Origin of the sequence: Cyanothece sp. BG0011 (assembly GCF_003013815.1) — a bacterium.
Classification (GTDB): Bacteria; Cyanobacteriota; Cyanobacteriia; order Cyanobacteriales; family Microcystaceae; genus Crocosphaera.
Genome location: NZ_PRLH01000138.1, coordinates 57,929 through 79,060, shown reverse-complemented (window position 1 = coordinate 79,060; position 21,132 = coordinate 57,929). Strand labels below are relative to the sequence as shown.

The window sequence follows — 21,132 nt, the reverse complement described above, 5'->3', positions numbered from 1 at the left end:
AATCGTTCCAAAGTTTGTATTCAGCACCCGCACCGATTCCTTCAGGACCACGGAATACTAAGGGGTTACGACGCATAAACCGAGATAACGCACCCGTTCCAGAACTGGCCATAAACGGGTTACCCACATCAAAAATATTATCAATGTCTAAGGCACTGGTTCCTACCCAACCACGAAACTTACCGATGGGAAAGCGATAGTAAACATCATCGAATTCCACATCAGCATCCGTAGACGCATCATGTCCTAAACGGGCCATGGTGGTTCCGGTTGCTCGATCCCACCTGGGAATAGTTCCTGCTTGAAAACGAACCCTTAAACGGTCTTTTCCGTAGAATGCAGTGTCAAAATTGAGTCGAGTCCGAAAGGCTAAGGTTGCGTTATCATCAGGTCGTCGGGTGGCATTGGGCATAGCTCGTCCAAAGTTATCAATAGCATCCCGTTGACGAGAATCAATGGCTCTTTCACCGGCTGCGGTGGAGAAAGTAAAGAGGACTTCTCCGTTTAATTTAGTGGTGGTAGAAAATTGGTGATCTTCTAAGAAGGCCACTCGTTCTTCTAAGTTACTTACCCTTGCACCCAAAGCAATTAATTCTTGCTCAAATTCTTGGGCCAGCCGCTTTAATTTTTCGATGTCTTCCCGTAAAACGGCTACATTTTCTTGTATTAACCGTTCCATGGTGTTTAAACAGGCGTTTAAACCGGCCGCAAATTCCCAACGAGAGGTGGCGCGGTTCCCTCTGAAGGTTCGGTCAGGATAACCCACAATGCACCCGTAACGCTCTACGAGGCTTCTTAAGGCTTCATAGGCCCAATCGGTAGGAGAAACGTCTCGTAACTCAGAAATACTGGTCACCTGGGACATTCCACTATCTGTCGTTCCATCCCGAAACTGTTTACTCGTGTCTCGGTTTAAGGGAGTTTTCAGGGTAGGACGATTTTGTAAGATGCCTAAGGCTTCTTCGGGGGAAACAATATCGGCCTCGGTTGGGTTCATTTGACTGTTATCGGGAGCCGCGATCGCACTTTGGGCTGCGATCACCGATAGGGCGGCTACCCCGGAAGTCATTTTCAGACATTGGGAAAATAATTTCCACATTTTCACTTTCCTCACACCTAAGAAGTAATCTTGATTGTTTTGAGTCACAATCTCCAGCAAAATAGATAATTTTGTCGGTTGACTATAGATTATAGCCTTTTTAGCTTGATTCCTATTGACATAAGATAGCAAGATAGTTATGATTATGCAATTCTTGTCAACAGAATAATCTCTAAACGATAAACAGAGTTCATTTTAGAAGCTTATTTTTAATAAGGGGTTAAAAATTGGATAAGAGAAGAATAAAAACGGAAAATCCTCCCATTTCTAGGAGGATCTAAGAACTTAAAATCTAACCGATGTCAAGCATCTTTTTTTGTACTGTTTTAGCAGCGATCGCTTGAGTAGGGGTCAACGGCCGTTGACCCCTACTGTTTGATTAGAACTTAAAGGTTGTCCGTAAAGCCCCTACCCAGATACTATTGTTCTCTTCATCCCCTTCAGGATTGATAACCACATAGAAACCAGGGGTTAGCAGAATATTGTCGTTGAGAGGATACATATACTGGGCTTGAATGATATAAGGGGTATCCTTATCAGGAACTCTTAAGTCTCCTGTACGGGCATCAATGCGTTCTGCGGTAACGTATTGACCGCCACCAATGTTAAAGACAGCCCCTTCTTTAAAGATATCAACCACCGAGAGGTTAGCACTCCAAGTCCATAAGTCAGCCCCAAACCCACTGCGATCGTTTCCACTGCTATCTTCTCCTTGAGCGCGGGCTAAACCATATCCCCCCCAAGCTGTTAGGTGGAACATATCATTAATCCGCCAATCTCCTTGAACCCCGTAATTATCGGTTAAAGTGGGTGCATTGAGGAAGGGATTACTGGCCACACGACTACCATTACTTTGGGAGGTATTGGGGTTACTGTCTCCTTGAGGATCACCGGTTCCTGCATAGAAGGTGCTCACGTAGGTAAAGGTAAAGTCGAAGTTATCCACCGCATAAATGCCTAACTGACCCCCAGCACTATAGCTACCGTTGAACATACCTTGCCCAAGATCAGGACTATTTCCATTAGGAGCTAAATACAGACCTCTGACCACTACTTTACTGTCGAATAAGCTATAGTCAAAGCCTCCACCAATCCCTTCATTTCCACGGAATACCAGAGGATTGTAACGCATAAAGCGAGACAAAGAACCTGTTCCAGATTCTTGGAGGAATGGGTTTCCGACATCAAAGATGTTGTCAATATCCATGGCACTGGTTCCGATGAAACCTCGGAAGTTGCCAATGGGGAAGCGATAGAAAACATCATCGAATTGAACATCTGCATCGCTAGGCCCATCATGTCCTAAGCGGGCCATGGTAGTTCCGGTTGCCCGATCCCATCGGGGAATGGTTCCTGATTGAAAACGAACCCTTAAACGGTCTTTCCCATAGAATGCGGTGTCAAAATTGAGTCGAGTCCGAAAGGCTAAGGTTGCATTATCATCGGGCCGTCGGGTGGCGGCTCGTCCGTCTGCGCCAAAGTTAAAAATGGCATCTCGCTGACGAGAATCGAGCGCTCTTTCCCCTGCTGCCGAGGAAAGGGTAAACAGGACTTCCCCGTTTAATTTAGTGGTGGTAGAAAATTGGTGATCTTCTAAGAAGGCCACTCGTTCCTCTAAGTTACTCACCCTTGCACCCAAAGCAATTAATTCTTGCTCAAATTCCTGGGCCAGCCGCTTTAATTTTTCGATGTCTTCCCGTAAAACAGCGACATTCTCTTGTATAAGCCGTTCCATGGTGTTTAAACAGGCGTTTAAACCGGCCGCAAATTCCCAACGGGAGGTGGCGCGGTTCCCTCGAAAGGTGCGGTCAGGATAACCCACAATGCACCCGTAACGCTCTACGAGGCTTCTTAAGGCTTCATAGGCCCAATCGGTAGGAGAAACGTCTCGTAACTCAGAAATACTGGTCACCTGAGACATTCCACTATCTGTCGTTCCATCCGGAAACTGTTTACTCGTGTCTCGGTTTAAGGGGGTTTTGAGAGTAGGACGATTTTGTAAGATGCCTAAGGCTTCTTCGGGAGAAATAATATCCTCAGTTTCAGGAGCAGCGATCGCACTTTGGGCTGCGATCACCGATAGGGCGGCTACCCCGGAAGTCATTTTCAGACATTGGGAAAATAATTTCCACATTTTCACTTTCCTCACACCTAAGAAAGAAATAAGTTTGATTGTGTTGAGTAATCATCTATGTCAGAAAACGTGGCTTTGTCGATGGGCTGTAAATTATAGCTTTCTTGACTCGGTTGGTCTTGACATAAGGTAGTAAGAGGGTTGTTGCATTGCTCACCTTGAGCGTAGAAGGAGCTTGCAACAATAAATAAATGATATTATAAAATATTTTATAAAATAAGTGGTTAAAAATTGGATAAAGAAAAACCCTCCCATTTGTAGGAAAGGTCAACACTTGAGGAGTTTTTAATCAGAATTTAGAACTTGAAGGTTGTCCGCAGGGCTCCAACCCAGATACTATTGTTATCTTCGTCTCCTTCAGGGTTGATCACCACATAGAAACCAGGAGTCAACAAAATATTATCATTGAGGGGATATTGATATTGAGCTTCGATAATGTAGGGGGTATCCCTATCGGGAACTCTGAGATCCCCAGGGAAAGCGTCAATGCGTTCTGCCGTGACAAATTGACCGCCGGCGACGGAAAAGACTGACCCTTCTTTGAAGATATCAATCACGGATAGAGCAGCACTCCATGTCCATAAATCAGCCCCATAGCCACTGCGATCAACCCCATTCTCATCTTGCCCTTGGGCGCGAGCTAATGCATAACCTCCCCAACCTGTCAAGTGGAACATATCATTAATTCGCCAGTCCCCTTGAATCCCGTAACTATCTCGTAGGGTAGGGGCTTCTAAGAAGGGATCACTGGCCACTCGGCTACCGTTACTAGAGGAGGTATTTACGTCTCCTTCGGGGAAGTAGGAGAGAAGATAAGTAAAGGTGAAATCTAAGTTATCGGCGGGATAGATGCCTAACTGACCCCTGCGCTGTATTCACCGTTAAATAAACCTTCTCCTAAATCAGGACTATTACCATTAGCTGAGAGGTATAAACCGCGAACAGCCACAAAGTCATCGAACATACTATAGGAGAAACCACCCCAATCCCTTCAGGACCTCGGAAGACTAAGGGGTTACGACGGATGAAGCGAGATAAAGCCCCAGTCCCCGAACTGGCTAAGAAAGGGTTTCCCACATCGAAAATATCGTCAATGTCGAGGGAGTTGGTTCCCACCCAGGTGGTCAAATCACCCACGGAAAAACGATAGTAGACATCTCCGAAGCTAACATCAGCATCCTGAAAGATATCATGTCCCAACCGTGCCATTACCGTTCCTGTGGCAGGACTATAGTTGACTATATTTCCTGTTTCAATCCTTGTTCTTAAACGGTCGTTTCCGGTGAAACTGGTGTCAAAGTTGAGTCGAGTCCGGAAACCAAGGGTCGCGTTATCATCAATGCGTCGAGTCGCTCCGGGTAAGTCTTCTCCAAAGTTAAAAATGGCATCCCGTTGACGAGAATCAATGGCTCTTTCCCCTGAGGCCGAGGAAACGGTAAAGAGGACTTCACCGCTTAATTTAGTGGTGGTAGAAAATTGGTGATCTTCTAAGAAGGCCACTCGTTCCTCTAAGTTACTCACCCTTGCACCCAAAGCAATTAATTCTTGCTCAAATTCTTGGGCCAACCGCTTTAATTTTTCGATGTCTTCCCGTAAAACAGCGACATTCTCTTGTATAAGCCGTTCCATGGTGTTTAAACAGGCGTTTAAACCGGCCGCAAATTCCCAACGGGAGGTGGCGCGGTTGCCTCTGAAGGTTCGGTCAGGATAACCCACAATGCACCCGTAACGCTCTACGAGGCTTCTTAAGGCTTCATAGGCCCAATCGGTAGGAGAAACGTCTCGTAACTCAGAAATACTGGTCACCTGGGACATTCCACTATCTGTCGTTCCATCCCGAAACTGTTTACTCGTGTCTCGGTTTAAGGGAGTTTTGAGAGTGGGACGATTTTGTAAAATTCCTAAAGCTTCTTCGGGGGACATAACATCCCCTTGGGTTGGGTTCATTTGACTGTCATCGGGAGCCGCGATCGCACTTTGGGCTGCGATCACCGATAGGGCGGCTACCCCGGAAGTCATTTTCAGACATTGGGAAAATAATTTCCACATTTTCACTTTCCTCACACCTAAGTAGTTCGCTCAATTGTTTGCCTAGGCACAATTGGAGCTATCAATCCAATCTTAATTAATTGGTTAACAGAACATGACTATGTCATTGTATCCTGATTAAAATTTTACACCATAGCAGGACTCATGTCTTGCACCCCCCCTGCCCCCTAGCCCCCACACCCCCCTTTAAAAGGGGGGCAGGGGGGGTAGGGGGCTAGGGGATAGCACTAGATCTTATCCAACTTGAGATTTTTTATATTCAATTAAGGTTGCCGGTTGACCTTGCAATTTTTTCAACCCATACTTGACTTGACCAATAATCTGAGGAAATTTGCCTAACAGACAGAAGAAGGCATATAAGCGACTATGGGACTGACTATCGCCACAAGTGCAACGATATCGATAAATACGCCATCCTAACAGGGGATAGCCTATCAATAACATCAGGCTTAAGCCGTAAGTCCACCAAGCTAATCCTAACGCCATGATGGGTAAAATGAACCCCCATAACCAGTTACTGATACCCTGACGGATCATATACTTTTCAGGGGTGAAACCGTACATGGCCACTCCCTGAGCAATGGCCCAACCACTTCGCACCATACGGGACCACCATTGACTAAACTGAGTCATGTCTGCGTCATGATAGGTCATATCTTGGTCTAAACGCCAAATTTTCCACCCTTTGCCCCGCAACCGAATGCACATTTCTGGTTCTTCCCCACAGATTAAGCTATCATTGAATCCCTTCACTTGTTGGACTGCTTCAACTCGCATCAAGGCATCACCCCCACAAGCGTTGGCTTCTCCGACGGGGGTATTCCATTCCATATCTGCTAAACGGTTATAAGTCGTTGCCTCGGGAAATTTTTCTCGTCTCCTACCGCAAACCACCGCTAGGGTAGGGTTATGGTCTAATTTTTCTATGGCCTTTTCTAGCCACCCCTGGGCCAGAGTACAGTCTCCATCCATAAATTGAACATAGGTTAAGTCAGGATGCTGTTTAACTAGCCATTCTAATCCGGTATTGCGCCCTCTGGCTGCTGTAAACGGGCGATCGCTATCTAGGGAAATAACTGACACCCCTAGGGATTTTGCAGTTTCTATACTACCATCGGTTGAGCCAGAATCAACATAAATAATAGGAGCGTTATCATAGTTTTTAGTTTCATTAATGACAGATTTTAAACAACTTACTAACCGTTGTCCTTCGTTTCTTCCAATGATGACTAATCCTAATTTAAACATTATTTTATAAGACAATTATTTCAATTTTCAATCCTAAGCATATCATAAACAATTGATGATTTTTGACTACTTTTTAAAGTTACGAAAGATAATGGTTTTAAAACTGACAAATTGAATCAGGTTTAACAGGGCAATTTAAATAATTGAGAGGATTATTAGAAATATCAATGGAATTTGCCTGGGTTAAAAATTCAAGGGAGGAAATATCTTTGATTTGATTATTATTAAGTTGAAGTTTAGATAATTTATTTAAGTAAGATAGTGGCGTAATATCAGTAATATTATTATGGGATAAATAAAGTTTTTCTAGATTAAAAAGCTTAGATAAAGGACTCAGATCATTGACAAGATTTTTATCGAGAATTAATAGAGTGAGTTTAGATAAGTTTCCTAAAGGAGTTAGATCATTAATTTGATTACCACCAGCAATAAAAATTTTCAAGTCTTCAAGATTTTCTAAGCTACTAATATCTTTCACGCTATTTTTGAGTAAGGAAATTCCTTTTAATTTATTGAGGTTAGACAAGGCAGAAATATCAGTAATTTGATTGTTGTCAAAAATAATAACTTCTAAGTTTCGTAATGAAGCGATCGCCTTAATATTTGTAATTTTATTAAAGGGTAAATAAAGATTAGTTATATTTTTTAAGTTAGATAGAGGTTGAAGATGACTAACTTGATTATTCCACATCCATAGTATTTTCAATTCTTTCATATTAGATAATGCCGTAATATTGGAGATATTATTATTAGACAACTCTAATTTTTCTATTCTTTTCAAGGATGATAAAGGGGTAATATCAGATATATGATTATCGGCCAAATATAATTCAGTTAGCCTTTGAAAAGAAGCTAACGGCGTTAAATCTTCAATATTAGTGGCTGATAAGTCTAATTGATCTAATTTTGCTAGGTGACGGGCTGCGACTTCGCAGTCGGTATTATTGGCTTTTTCTAATAAAATTGATAAAGTATATTGTGCTTTTTCCGATAGTCGTTCTTGATTTAAACATAATTCTGTAAACGCTGTGGTTGCGTTTAAAGATGTATAATTTAGCCAAGTTTCGCTTAAGATCAGAAAAAATAATAAACCAAATAAAAACTGAATAATCCGAGAAGATAAAATGACTTGTTTAAACCGTGACATAATGTAAATATTCCTAAATAATTGCAATAAAAATAATATAAGTTGACCGTATTTTCATCAGTATAGCATAGGAATTTTGAAAGTAAGTGATTTAGATAATTTAGTGATCTAGGTACTTAATTTTATTGATCTTGATCACAACTTAAAATTATTCATTGTCTCATAATTATCATTTTGAATGCCATTAATAATATGGAAATTTACCTGAGAATAAGGACTTTAAAAATTATTTTTATTAAATTTCTTTCAAATATTAAATAACTTTCATGTTTAAAAATTTTAGAAGTTCATTCACTTAACCCTTGACACTGTCACAAATCACTATCTTTATGTTACAGTTTATCAATAAGAATTAATTGTTTGACAATGAAACCTCTTTATTTATTATTACCATTAGGTATGATAGCGATCGCTTGGTTTGCTTTTGGTATTTATCAGGCCAATAGTGCGCCCCTTCCCGTAGGTTTTCCGTCTCCTACTGCCCCAGGAAAGATAGAAATTAAGCAATATCCGGCTTATCGGGCTGCCACTTATCATTATTCAGGAAATCTCTCTGAAGCGGGCAGTCAAGCTTTTTCTTCTTTGTATCAACATATTAGTAGCAATAATATTTCGATGACGGCACCGGTGGAAACTCGTTATCCTCTCAATACCCTAAAAACTAACGAGAAAACAGGAGAGGCAACGGTATCATTTCTCTACCGAAATACAGATATATATCCTCAAGAAATAGCCGATAATATTACTGTTGAAGATGTTCCTTCTATGACTGTGTTAAGCTTAGGATTAATGGGAGGTTATTCCTATGAAACCTATCAAGAAGGAATAGAAAAACTGAAAAATTGGCTATCGGAAAATCCGTCTTATCAAATGGTAGGAAAACCTCGCCGGTTATTTTATGATGGCCCCTATAAACCGGATGCTACAAAACGTAGTGAAATTCAAATCCCAGTGACTCAATAAACTATCTAGAAATTATGAAAACTTTGACATTAAATAATGGAAATATCATTCCTCAATTTGGACTCGGAACCTGGAAATCAGAACCAGGAAAAGTTAAAAATGCAGTTAAGTGTGCTTTAAATGTGGGTTATAAACAGATTGATTGTGCGCCTATTTATGGTAATGAAAAAGAAGTGGGAGAAGGGTTAAGGGAATCTTTTCAAGACAATGTTATTAAGCGAGAAGAGATTTTTATCACCTCTAAACTCTGGAATAATCGACACCAGAAAACCGATGTTGTTCCTGCTTTAAAACAAACCTTACAAGACTTACAACTGGATTATCTTGATTTATATCTTATTCATTGGCCAGTGGCATTTAAACCCGACGTAAATTTTCCTGACGATGCCTCTGGGTTACTGTCTTTATCGGAAGTTCCTTTAACAGAAACATGGCAAGGAATGGAACAAGCAATTGATGAAGGTTTAGTTAAAAATATTGGTGTTTCTAACTTTAGCATCAAAAAAATAGAGGATATTATAACCAATTCTCGGATTAAACCTGTTATGAATCAAGTAGAATGTCATCCCTATTTACAACAAGATGAATTACTCACTTACTGCCAAAAAAATGACATAACCTTAACCGCTTATTCTCCTCTCGGTTCAAAAGATAGACCTGATTTTGTTAAGAATGAGAATGAACCGATTTTATTAGAAAATGAAGTCATCCAAAACATAGCCCAGAAACACCAAGCAACCACCGCACAAATTTTAATACAATGGGCAATAGAAAGGGGAACCGTAGTTATTCCTAAGTCCGTTTCTCCTGAGAGAATTAAAGAAAACTTTGCAGCGCAAAATATTAGTTTAGACACAGAAGACATGGAAAAAATCAAAACTCTAAATCAAAATTATCGTTATGTCGACGGTTCCTTTTTTGCCCTTCCGAATAGTAGTTATACTGTGGAAAGTATTTGGGCTTAATTTAATGATTTATTTCACACCCTTCGGGTGAGGCAAGAGGCAAGAGGCAACAGGCAACTAACCCCTTTTCTCTGGGTTGTTGACTTCTGATTTCTGACTCATTCTAAGGGTAGTAAAATCATAACTAGAGGGACTTTGAAACACCCTTAAATCAAACTGAGGAATCATACAAAACATATGGTCAAAAATAGTTGATTGGACTTCTTCGTACCGCGCCCAGGCAGTATCGGTACAATAAACATAGACTTCAATGGGTAAACCATGTTCAGTGGGATGTAATTGACGGACTAAAAAATAAGGGCCCGGACTGATTTTAGGATGAGCTTTTAAATAGGCCATCATATAAGTGCGAAATACACTAATGTTACTGAGCCATTTTTCATCAAGAGGAGACAAGTTATCTTTTTTAATTCGTTGACATTGTTCTTTAATTTCGTCGCCAATATAATCCATGTTAGAAAATCTTTCTAACATTTCTGGGTCACAAAATCTAATAGAAGTTATATCAATATAAACGGACCGTTGAATTTTTCTAACCCCAGATTCAAACATAATGCGCCAATTTTTAAACGAATCAGAAATTAACGCATAGGTAGGAATAGAAGTAATGGTATTATCCCAATTTAGCACTTTAACCGTAAATAAATTCACTTCATCGATAAAGCCATCAGCCCCATATTTAGGCATTTCAATCCAATCTCCCAGGGCTATCATTCGATTAGCGGCTAACTGTAACCCGGCAGTAAATCCCATGATAGAATCTTTAAAAATAATCATTAAAATTGCACTCCCTGCACCCACCGCAGCCACAATATTAGTTAGGGGTTGATTAATGGATTTAGAGACAATAATTAAAATGAATAAAATAGCAATTAAAATATAAAAAAGTTGGACAAAAACTCGAATAGGAATTGCTTTTAATTTTTCTTGTGATTCACTAAATTTAACAATAATATCAAGGAAACGACTGATTAATAAAAAAGAAATAATTGAAGTAGAAATAGTAACAGTATTATCCAATAACCAACGGCCAATTTCGTAGGAATCAGGAAACCCTCTAAGAATAAAACCCATGCCAGGAAACCAAATAATAGCATGACCGACTAATAAGAGTTTGCGGTTCCAAAAAATAGATTTATTTTGCTTTTGACGGGGAACTAAATATTTGTGTGACGCTAATAATAACCAACTGGCTATAATCATTACAATTAAAATCCCCACAGAAATCATAGTTTGTTGTAAAATAGACTGAGGTTGACGTGATCTCCAAGCTTTTTCTAACGCTTCATCAACCACTTGAGAACCAATTTTTGCTAAGACGGGAGTGGGAACACCATAAAGTCGAGAATCCGCTGCTGTAATAGTCATTAATAACCATCTTTGTTTGATGTCAGACTCCCTATCTTGTGTTCGGCTTTTTGGAGAAATAACTAACACAGTTTCCTGATTAAGAATCGAGGGAAACACACCTATTTCCTTAGGACTAATGTTTCTTCTAACAATTTCATTTAGGGTGTTTTCAATCCTTTTAACGCGAACTTTTAAAGCCTCCCCATTGTCCTCAATATTGGCTGCAACAGGCAAGACAATCCGACCATCTAATTTAACAGCCCGATATTGAATGTTTCCTAATTTACCTGATGATAAACTAAATAAACCAAGCTTATATAAGTCCTGTCTTTTTTCCAGTAATTGTTGAGCTTCTTGACCACTAATATTAAATTTTTTCATTAACCCTTGAATCTCAGGATTTTGTTGTAGTTGGCTTAACCTAGAATCTTGAGTGGATGGCGAAGAAGTAGAAACCTTAGCAAAAATAACGGGGGTTTGTGCTTTAATGATGGGATAAATAGTCGTTATGATCAAAAAACTAACAGTAAAAAAAATAAAAATTTTAAACAGTAAGGAAGACAAAGAAGAAACTTTTTTAAACAATATTTTCCTTAATCGGTGCATCATTAAATTGATTAAGTAAACTGTCATCAATGAAGATAAGATAAAACGATTAGATCAGAAGCCATTAGCCTTAATTATTGTGACTTCCTCCCGACGCTGATCCAGTTGGTACAGCGCGGGCTTCCCCACATCACTATGAGGCTTTCCTGTTTCTACGGGAGGCTCTAGATGTTTTTTTACGGACATCCCCGATAACCTCTTCCTCCACAGGCAGCTTGACCCCCAGTCCGAGGGCTGCAAGTCCACGTTGCTCTACAATCATCGCAGCAGCAACGTCTCTATCGGTTATAAAACCGCAGTTAAAACATTCATGCACTCGTTGAGATAAGTCTTTTTTGCCAGTAACTACCCCACAATTAGGGCAAGTTTGACTGGTGAAATTAGCATCAACTTTCTCAAAATAAACATCTCTATCCTGCGCAACGTGCTTTAATATTTCTAGAAAACTACCAAAGCCAGCGTCTAGAGTATGCTTGCATAGCATCCCTCTAGACATAGCTTTTAAGTTTAACTCTTCTGCAAATATAATATTAGCTTGGTCACAAAGATGATGTGCTACTTGATAATGAAAGTTTTTACGAATGTTGTAAATGTGTTCATGTAGTCTAGCTACTTTTTGTAAAGCCTTCACTCTATTCTTAGAACCCTTCTGTTTTTTGGATAATCTTCGTTGCAGCCATCGAAGCTTGCTTTGAAGTTCTATAAAAAACTTGGGTCTAGCTATTAACTCTTGCTGTGAAGTAGCGATAAATTTCTCAAGTCCTAGATCAATACCCAAGGACTTGCCCTGTGGTTTAACAGATGGAATTTTTACGTCTGATTGAATACAAACAACAGCATACCAACCAGATGCTTTTTTAACTATTTGAACTTGTTTGACGATAAAACCATCAGGGATAGGTCTATGTAGGTTTATCCTTACACTCCCTATTTTTGGTAGTCTTATCTGATATCCTGTAATGGGATTATCTTTAAACTGAGGAAAATTTATTGACCTGTACTGACCATATTTTTTAAACCTTGGAAAGCCAAAGCTTTTTTTCCAGAAAAAGTTAAACGCTTTATCTAGACGGCCCATAACCTCTTGTAATACTTGAGACTGAACTCGTTTAAGCGAGGGGTATTCTTTTTTAGCTTGAGTTAAAGCTTTTTTCTGTTTATAGTAGTCAGGAAATGGTTGGTCAGCAGGAATAATATACTCAGAATGAAGACTACAAGCATTAACCTTACACTTGCGAGAACTTATCCATTCTTTTCTCTCTCTCAAGGCGTAATTATAGACACCTCGACAGATTTCTAGCCAGTCAAGTAGTTCTTTTTCTTGACTAGCATCAGGATAAATTCGGTAGCAATAATTAAGGTTTAACACTTTTGCTATCTGAAAAATACAGTTTAATTGTCAAGCATTTAGCGAAAGAATGCAACTCCCTAGTTAATAATTATTTGTAAAAAATAAGGGTTCGATGCCCTTATTTTTTACCCGCCTTTCATCCCGACACTGACCTGGGGTAAAGTGCGGGGCTTCTCGGCGGACAGCTAAATTAAATATTGATCAACTGTGAAATGCTTAAGGATGAGTACCAAAAAAACCTTAATTGTTTCAACCCCCCTAAAACAAGCTTTGACCACAGTCCTTAACTTTTCTACATCGACTTGTGGAGAAAATTCGCCTATAAGTAGTAGTAAACCGAGGGATCTTTAAAAGATTCCCTTCGCCCTGCGCCATTGGGAGACAACTTTGCGATGTATGACTCAACTTCATTATATCAATACCAGGTAGGAGGAGGGCTACCGGCCAACGCCCCCAGTTATGTGGTTCGTAGTGCCGACGAAGAACTCTATCAGGCCCTAAAAGCAGGCACCTTCTGTTATGTTCTCAACTCTCGTCAAGTAGGGAAATCCAGTTTACGGGTGCGAGTCACTCAACGCTTACAACAAGCAGGATTTGCCTGTGTTACGGTGGATTTATCGGGGATTGGTAATCGCAATAGTACCCCCGATCAATGGTATGCCGATATTATTATGCGTTTAGTTCGGGGGTTAGGACTAACAAAACAGATTGCAGTGCGTCGTTGGCTCGAAGAGCGAATGTTTCTCTCTCCCATCAATCGTCTCGCAGAAATACTACAAGAAGAACTCCCCAAAGCCATCGCGAAACCCCTTGTCATCTTCTTCGATGAAATCGATAGCACCCTCAGTTTGCCTTTCAACACAGACGACTTTTTTGCCCTACTGCGATCATGTGACGAATACGACCATCTCACCTTCACCCTTTTAGGAGTCGCCACTCCCTCCGATCTCATTGCCGACAAAACCCGAACCCCATTTAATATTGGTCATGCCATTCAACTGGGAGGGTTTCAAGAGACAGAAGTTGAACCCCTCATCTTAGGGCTAACCCCCAACGTGAAACAGCCTAAATGGGTGATGAAAGAAATTTTAAGTTGGACAGGAGGACAACCCTTTCTCACCCAAAAACTCTGTCAATTAGTGGTTTCTCAAACAGAAAAGCCCCTCGACACCTCCCACGTGGCCCAGATTGTCCAAACCCAGATGATTGACAATTGGATGGCCCAAGACGAACCCCCCCATTTTCGGACCATCCGCGATCGCCTCCTCTGTCATCAACAACGGGCCAGTGCCCTATTAGGACTTTACCAACAACTGTTAGAAGACGGACAACTCCTAGCCGATGATAGTCGCGAACAAATCGAACTCTTACTCTCAGGGTTAGTGGTTAAACAAGCCGGTTATTTACGCCCCTATAACCCTATTTATCAAGGGATTTTTAACCTAGACTGGGTTCAAAAGCAATTGCAGACATTACGTCCCTACGGAGAACGTCTCAACGCTTGGGTTGATTCTCACTATCAAGATTCCTCCCACCTCTTACGAGGACAAGCCCTGATGGATGCCCAAACTTGGGCCAAGGGAAAAAACCTCAGTCACCAAGATTATCGCTTTTTAGCTGCCAGTCAAGAACAGGAAAAACAGCAAGTTCAAGGGACTCTCTTGGCTACCGAACAAGCCAACCAAATTCTAACCCAAGCCCAACACAAAGCGAACCTTACCATCCGTCGTGGGTTCTTAGGGTTATCCATCGTCTCTGTGGTCGCCCTTTCCCTGTTAGGAATGGCCGGATGGTTGACCCAGAAAACCCTCCGACAACAACAACAGGTGGCCTTAGGAGAAGTCAAAGCCATGACCTTAGCCTCAGAAGCCTCCTTTGAAGCCCATCAAACCCTCAACGCATTAATAGAAAGCCTCAAAGCCGGTAACAAACTGGCCGAAATCGGATGGCATCAAGCAGACACCGACCTAAAAATTCGGGTAGAAAAAGCTTTACATCAGTCTCTCTACCGAATACAAGAACAAAACCGTTTCAATGGCCATCAAGATATCGTGACACGGGTTAAATACAGTCCCGATGGACAAACCCTAGCCACAGCCAGTTGGGATAAAACCTTAAAAATTTGGGCTAAAGATGGAACCTTACGCCATACCCTCACCGGTCATCAAGACGCTGTCTGGAGTGTTAATTATAGTCCGAATGGTCAATGGCTGGTGAGTGCCAGCCGAGATAAAACCGCTAAACTGTGGCGTGTGGCCGATGGAACCGAAGTGGCCACCCTCGATTTTAAGGATGATTGGGTCGCCTGTGTGGGGTTTAGTCCCGATAGTCAACGGGTGGCAACCATGGGGTGGAATGGGGTGATTAAACTCTGGAATTTACAGGGGGAAGAGATTCTTTCCTTTAAAACCCACCATGCCCCTGTGATGGCCATTCACTATAGTCCGAAAGCGGATTTAATTGCCACGGCCAGTCGGGATGGAACGGCAAAAATTTGGAATCTTCAAGGGGAAGTCGTGGCTACCCTCCGAGGTCATCAGGATTGGGTCATGTATGTGAATTTTAGCCCCGATGGTCAAACCTTAGTGACAGGGAGTAAGGATAAGACCGCGAAACTCTGGGATCTTCAGGGCCGAGAATTAGCCACCTTAGAAGGTCATACAGAGACCGTTGGCAGTGCGGTGTTTAGTCGAGACGGTCAAACCATTGCCACCGCCGGTTTTGATCAAACCGTCCGTCTTTGGAATCGTCAAGGTAAACTTCTCCATGTTCTTCGGGGCCATACGGATGGGGTGTGGGGGGTGAGTTTTAATGAAACGGGACAAATTTTGGCCAGTAGTGGAGAAGATGGAACGGTGCGGCTTTGGAATCTCAATCATGCCTTGAAATCAGCCCAAACCACCACTCTCCTTCTCGAAGAAGATGCCGCTAAAGCCGATATTAGTCTCAGTGCCGATGGTCAATTATTAGGGACCGCCGGACGCTATACCATGGGGAAACTTTGGGATTTACAAGGAAATATGGTTGCAACCTTGAGCAGTCATGGGGATAACCTCAGCAGTATTGAATTTAGTCCCGATGGTCAATTATTAGTGACCGCCAGTCGGGATAAAACCGCTAAACTCTGGAATCGAAAGGGAGACCCTTTGGTTACCCTCCGTGGCCACCAAGGAGATGTTAGGGATGCCCGTTTTAGCCCCGATGGTCAATGGATGATCACCGCCAGTTGGGATAAAACCGCTAAACTCTGGAATCGAAAGGGAGAACTGCTGCTGACCTTGCAAGGCCATCAAGAGGGGGTCAGACAAGCGGAATTTAGCCCCAATGGTCAAACGATCGCCACTGCCAGTGATGATGGTACGGTTCAACTGTGGACTCCCCAAGGCAAACGATTACATACCTTACGAGGCCATCAAGAAGGGGTGTTAGGGGTCGCCTTTAGCCCCGATAGTCAACGGGTCGTCACCGCCAGTAAAGATGCCACCCTCAAACTCTGGACCACCCAGGGAGAAGCGATCGCTACGTTACGGGGTCATGAAACGGCGGTCAATTCGGTCAGTTTTAGTCCCGATGGTCAATTTATTGTCAGTGGGGGAAATGATGGCACGATTCGCCTCTGGAGCAAAGAGGGAACCCTCCTGCAAACCCTAGGGGGTCATGAGTCTGGGGTAAGAAGGGTTTTGTTTCGGGCCAATGGTCAACAACTGATTTCTTCTGATTTAAAGGGAACGGTGATGCAGTGGGACTTAACCCTAGAGGCTAACCCTGAAGCGTTACTCAAACAAGGATGTGAATGGGTTAAAGATTACTTACACAATAATGCCACTGTTCAAGAGGCTGAGAAACAAGTGTGCGATCGCTTTCTTCCTGCTAAAATATCTTTAACTCTCTAGGGTGAGGTCAATCAGAATGTAGAATTTAGAATGTAGAATTTAGAATTACCTCCACTTGACACTCCACTGCCCTTATGGCGAGTGGATTCTTAAGAGATCAAGATCCTTAAAGGGTTAGCCAAAAACCCACTAGACACTCGCTCAAAAATGATCGTTTATGGCAAGTCCTCGTCAAGACCCCCTTATTCCCTTTGAAAATGCTTTAACCCTGGTGGATCAAGCGGTTTTCTCTAAGACAGGAAGACACCTCAAAAATATTGAAGTGGCTGTCTTGCAAGGCTCTTTAATGGGTCATAATTACGACACAATTGCCGATGAAGCGGGGTATGCACCAGAATATATTAAACACGATGTGGGTCCCAAATTGTGGAAACTTCTGTCGGCCAGTTTTGGGGAAAAGGTGAGTAAAACCAATGTGATGGCGGTATTAGCCCAACAAAACTATCGCCATCATGCCACCCCTGTGTCTTCTGGGGAAACTGACTGTCAACCCTCTACTGTAGAACCCCCCGTGGGTCCAGTCTCTCTTCATTCTCCCCTGTATCTACAACGGCCCCCCATCGAAACTCGTTGCTACGAAGAGATTCTCCGTCCCGGTTCTTTAATTCGCATTAAAGCCCCCCGTCAGATGGGAAAAACCTCCTTGATGTTGCGAATTTTAGACCATGCTCAACAGCAATTAAAGGAAAATGGGGTGATGAGTGTAGCCCTGAGTTTACAACGGGCTGATAAAGCGGCCTTTTCAGATTTAGATCGCTTCTTACGTTGGTTTTGTACGGCGATCACCCGCAAACTGAAACTTCCCCATCGGGTTGAAGACGACTGGAGTGATACCTTTGGCAGCAAAAGCAACTGTACTGCCTATTTTGAAGATTATATTTTATCGGAGATTGAGGGGCCTTTGGTGTTGGCCTTAGACCAAGTGGATGAGGTGTTTCTCCATCCGGAGGTGGCGGACGATTTTTTCACCTTACTCCGTTCCTGGTACGAAGAAGCTTCTTATGGAGACAGTGGTAACCCCCTTTGGCAAAACCTTCGTCTTGTGATTGTTCATTCTACGGAAGTTTATATTCCCCTTGATATTAATAAATCTCCTTTTAATGTAGGATTGGCCATTGAATTACGACCGTTTACCTTTGACCAGGTTGCTATCTTAGCTCAATCCTATGGTCTAACCCTCTCAAACTCTGAACTTCAGCAACTGATGGACTTTATTGCTGGCCACCCTTACCTAGTACAACAAGCCCTTTATCATCTGGCCACTCAAAATCTGACCCTAGAAGAGTTGATCGAGACAGGGGCAACCGATGCCAGTATTTATCATCATCATCTCCATCGATTATTGCAAAATTTACGAGAACATCCTATTTTATCGACGACTTATCAACAAGTTTTAGAAGCATCAGTACCCATTGAATTAGAACAATTATCAGCCTTTAAATTACATAGTATGGGCTTGGTTATTTTACAAGGCAATCAAGTCACCTCCAGTTGTCAATTATATCAACAATATTTTTTAACTAAAAACCTAACGGGATCACACTGAGAAATATCATCAATTGAAGGGGCATAATATATTATGCCCCTACCCATTTTTTTGTCTTTCACGTTTGTTGCAATTCGCTATCGTTTAATAATTCCAGCGAATATTACCAGGCCGCAGATCAAGATGGACAAAGCCTTTTTTTGCTCCATAGCCTAACGCTTTATCTTTCCAGGCGACCTTATCTAACCAATCTTGAAAGCGATATAAATCCCCTTGAACCGGTCGAATATCCGCCGCTTTACCTAAAATATGTTGAGAACGAGTAGCCCCACCAATAGCCCGGTTAACCGCAGGGGGCCGATACCAAGAAGTAACAATAATCCCTGATCCCCAAGCTTCTCTTACCCTATCTAACTCTCGCGCTAGGGTAAAAATGTTTTGCTTGATGGTGTTATCGGTGGGAATGCGACGGCGATCGCCATTGGTCACTTCTCGAACGGTAAAATATTTCGACACTTTTGCATTAAAATCATTCCAATTGATAGATTGATAGTTACTCGGAACCGAAACGTTGTTATTAGTGGGGGTTACAGAAGCTTCTCCAGAAGACAGGACTTTTTTCGCCCGTTCCCAATATTGAAGGCGATCGCTATAACCATTCAATCCCCCATTAATCAATCGAGTGACTCGCTCAAAATCACCTTTATCGGCAGCGGCGTTAATGTTACGACTTTGCCAATACCAACCGGCCACCGCAGCATTGGTATAGGGATCTTTAACCACTAACTCAGGATTTTGCTCTAAGGGTAAATTTAACGCTTGTCCACATTGACGATAGTTGGCCCGTCCGGTTAACTGAATTAACCCACGGCCTTTAAACCGTTTCCCGTCTCCCGGTTGGGTGTTACCGAGATCCCGTCGTCCTTCATAAGCTGCACCACTAGCAATCTCTTCTTTATAGCGCAAAGAACCGCTTTCGTGAGCAATTTGAGCAATAAAGGCGCAAGCTCTCGCTTTTGTCCCTAAATCAAAGTCAGATAAGACTTTATTGAGGGGATTAACATAAGTGGCGATATCGCTATTAGAAGCATGAGGCATGATCGCCTTAAGATTTTCTGGGGAAAAGAAATCTATTTCTTCTTGGTTATCTTCCCAGGGGAGTTGCCAATGACCTGACCAAAGATACCAGGTTCCGGCACCATAGTTTAACTCAACTTGATAGTGGCCTTGTTCTGCTTCAGTGTAACTAATAATTTCATAGGTTTTCCCTTCCACAACGGGGACTTTTTGGTTATCTGAGAGTTGAGACGCTTGGCCGACTGTTTTTTTGAGGAATGTTTGGGTGGTTGCTTTGATAGTGTTCATGATCAATATCTCCAGAATAATGAGAACTAAATGGACAAACTTTTTACTTAATTACTGCTAATCATTTATTGAGGGGTTTCATTAGCAGGTTCGGGAACATCAAAAGAAATTCTATCTCCTAGTTGGTCTCCAAAATTGGCAGAGTTAACAACTCGTTGTAGGGTAGAATTATCAATGGCTAGGGGAATTTGATTAAACTTAGTCAGTTGTTGATCGACGTAATAAATGAAGCGGTTTGTGTCTTGTAATTCTACATATTGTGTCTCCCCTGTATCGGGATTTTCTTGAAGGAATCCCCCTGTGGCAAAAAAGCTACGAATGGCATTTTTTAGGGTCATATGTTCGCTATAAATATTAGCCACATTTTGGTAATTCAGGTCATATTGAAAAATCCCTGAAATATCAGAAAACAAAATGACACAACCGGAGGAAAAAATACAGAGGTGGATCACAGCATTATTAACCCGTTGCCACCCGGCACGACTAATTAATAAAACACAAGAACCAGCCAGGATGGCAGAAAAAGTTGTTAAGGTGATGGAGGCATAATTTCGACTATAGAAAAAAACCATCATATATCGATATCGTTCTAGTCTTTTGTCGATTTCATACAGTTGGGTTTTTAGTCTTTCTTGTTCAGATAAACTGCGTTGAATGTGCTGTTTTCTTTGAGGATCGGTGATGGTTTCGAGTTCCTGTTGTGCTTCTGCTGTCTTACTGTCAAGCCGTTTAAGGGTAACATCTGTTTCGGTGGTTATGGGAGGATTTAACCATTGATTTAAACGAGCAGCAGAGCGATTAATATGTAGGGCATAACTCCCTAAAAAAGTACAGGATAAAACGAAAGCTAAGAGAAGATGACCGATCAGAGTGGGTTGATAATTACTGTCAGTTTTTTTAACTAAACTAGCAATGATCCACCGTAAAAATTGAAAGTCAACTTTCTCTGATTTTTTTAGATCGACAGTCGGAGAAGGTTGGGCGAGTGTCATGATTTTTGTCCAAAATTGGTGAGTGATATAGAAAGCAATTGAGGATTAAACTAAGGGTAAAAAGAACTATTTTGATTTCTTTTTATAAGTAAGTAACGATTGATAAGTAATCGGTTTAGGTAGTTAGGGATTTTGCCATCAAAACAGGATTACTTCCAGTCAAACAAGAGCTTTTTTGATGATCATTGTTGTTAGGGTGGCTATGATAGTTAATCCCTCGATACTTTAAAATATGATCAACAGAGTTAGCTGGTTTAGGAACAAAAGAAATTTGATAACTAATTCCTCTATATTTAGCGGTTAAGTGTTGATTAGGGTTCACTATATTGGTGATTTTTTTGTTGAAATATTCGAGACCTCTATAAACAAGTTTCATAATTGTTACTCCGTTAATTGCATGGGTTGATATTACTTTTATAAACTGAATTAAAATGAGAGTCGATACAGAAAAGTTAGGGAGTGTAGCGTCATTTAACCTTAACTT

The 21,132-nt window shown here is 41.5% G+C and carries 13 protein-coding genes and 1 pseudogene; 4 read left to right on the top strand and 10 right to left on the bottom strand.

Translation table 11 applies throughout. The features are described 5' to 3' along the window. The 5 genes and pseudogenes from C4E06_RS17260 to C4E06_RS17240 form a co-directional block, all read right to left on the bottom strand. Positions 1–1,099 (bottom strand): iron uptake porin (locus tag C4E06_RS17260; protein ID WP_157951179.1); only part of this gene is annotated, 1,099 nt, incomplete at its 3' end. A gap of 379 nt (positions 1,100–1,478) precedes the next feature. Next, entirely contained in the window at positions 1,479–3,233 is a 1,755-nt protein-coding gene (locus tag C4E06_RS17255) for an iron uptake porin (protein WP_107669172.1), read from the bottom strand. A 296-nt stretch (positions 3,234–3,529) separates the two neighbouring features. Continuing rightward, positions 3,530–5,282 (bottom strand): annotated as a pseudogene (locus C4E06_RS29240) (iron uptake porin). A gap of 234 nt (positions 5,283–5,516) precedes the next feature. Further along, positions 5,517–6,530: a glycosyltransferase family 2 protein gene (locus C4E06_RS17245; protein ID WP_107669171.1), complete on the bottom strand. Its 1,014-nt coding sequence runs from the start codon at positions 6,528–6,530 to the stop codon at positions 5,517–5,519. Positions 6,531–6,627: 97 nt separating this feature from the next. Further along, entirely contained in the window at positions 6,628–7,677 is a 1,050-nt protein-coding gene (locus C4E06_RS17240; protein ID WP_107669170.1) for a leucine-rich repeat domain-containing protein, read from the bottom strand. Between the two features lie 366 nt (positions 7,678–8,043). Here C4E06_RS17240 and C4E06_RS17235 point away from each other — a divergent pair, with 366 nt between their 5' ends. After that, the gene (locus C4E06_RS17235; protein ID WP_107669169.1) at positions 8,044–8,640 is read left to right on the top strand and encodes a heme-binding protein; all 597 of its coding nucleotides are present in this window, start codon (positions 8,044–8,046) and stop codon (positions 8,638–8,640) included. A gap of 14 nt (positions 8,641–8,654) precedes the next feature. Next, positions 8,655–9,605, top strand: coding sequence for an aldo/keto reductase (locus C4E06_RS17230; protein ID WP_107669168.1), 951 nt, complete (start codon positions 8,655–8,657; stop codon positions 9,603–9,605). Positions 9,606–9,662: 57 nt separating this feature from the next. Here the strand turns inward: C4E06_RS17230 and C4E06_RS17225 are convergent, their stop codons facing one another. Together C4E06_RS17225 and C4E06_RS17220 are read right to left on the bottom strand one after the other, a co-directional pair. Then, entirely contained in the window at positions 9,663–11,588 is a 1,926-nt protein-coding gene (locus tag C4E06_RS17225) for a mechanosensitive ion channel family protein (protein WP_107669167.1), read from the bottom strand. A gap of 106 nt (positions 11,589–11,694) precedes the next feature. Next, the gene (locus tag C4E06_RS17220; protein ID WP_107669166.1) at positions 11,695–12,930 is read right to left on the bottom strand and encodes an RNA-guided endonuclease TnpB family protein; all 1,236 of its coding nucleotides are present in this window, start codon (positions 12,928–12,930) and stop codon (positions 11,695–11,697) included. A 374-nt stretch (positions 12,931–13,304) separates the two neighbouring features. Between C4E06_RS17220 and C4E06_RS17215 the strand changes: the two genes are divergently transcribed. Both C4E06_RS17215 and C4E06_RS17210 read left to right on the top strand, forming a co-directional pair. Continuing rightward, the gene (locus C4E06_RS17215) at positions 13,305–16,805 is read left to right on the top strand and encodes an AAA-like domain-containing protein (RefSeq protein ID WP_107669165.1); all 3,501 of its coding nucleotides are present in this window, start codon (positions 13,305–13,307) and stop codon (positions 16,803–16,805) included. A 157-nt stretch (positions 16,806–16,962) separates the two neighbouring features. Beyond that, complete coding sequence (locus C4E06_RS17210) at positions 16,963–18,351, top strand: AAA-like domain-containing protein (RefSeq protein WP_107669164.1); 1,389 nt, start codon at positions 16,963–16,965, stop codon at positions 18,349–18,351. Between the two features lie 84 nt (positions 18,352–18,435). Here C4E06_RS17210 and C4E06_RS28855 read toward each other — a convergent pair whose 3' ends face one another. From C4E06_RS28855 to C4E06_RS17195, 3 genes are all read right to left on the bottom strand, one after another. After that, entirely contained in the window at positions 18,436–19,656 is a 1,221-nt protein-coding gene (locus C4E06_RS28855; RefSeq protein ID WP_107669163.1) for a D-Ala-D-Ala carboxypeptidase family metallohydrolase, read from the bottom strand. 65 nt (positions 19,657–19,721) lie between these two features. After that, a complete protein-coding gene (locus C4E06_RS17200; RefSeq protein ID WP_107669162.1) occupies positions 19,722–20,648 on the bottom strand; it encodes a hypothetical protein in 927 nt (308 codons plus the stop codon). A gap of 115 nt (positions 20,649–20,763) precedes the next feature. Next, the gene (locus tag C4E06_RS17195) at positions 20,764–21,024 is read right to left on the bottom strand and encodes a DUF4278 domain-containing protein (protein WP_107669161.1); all 261 of its coding nucleotides are present in this window, start codon (positions 21,022–21,024) and stop codon (positions 20,764–20,766) included. Between the last annotated feature and the right edge of the window lie 108 nt (positions 21,025–21,132).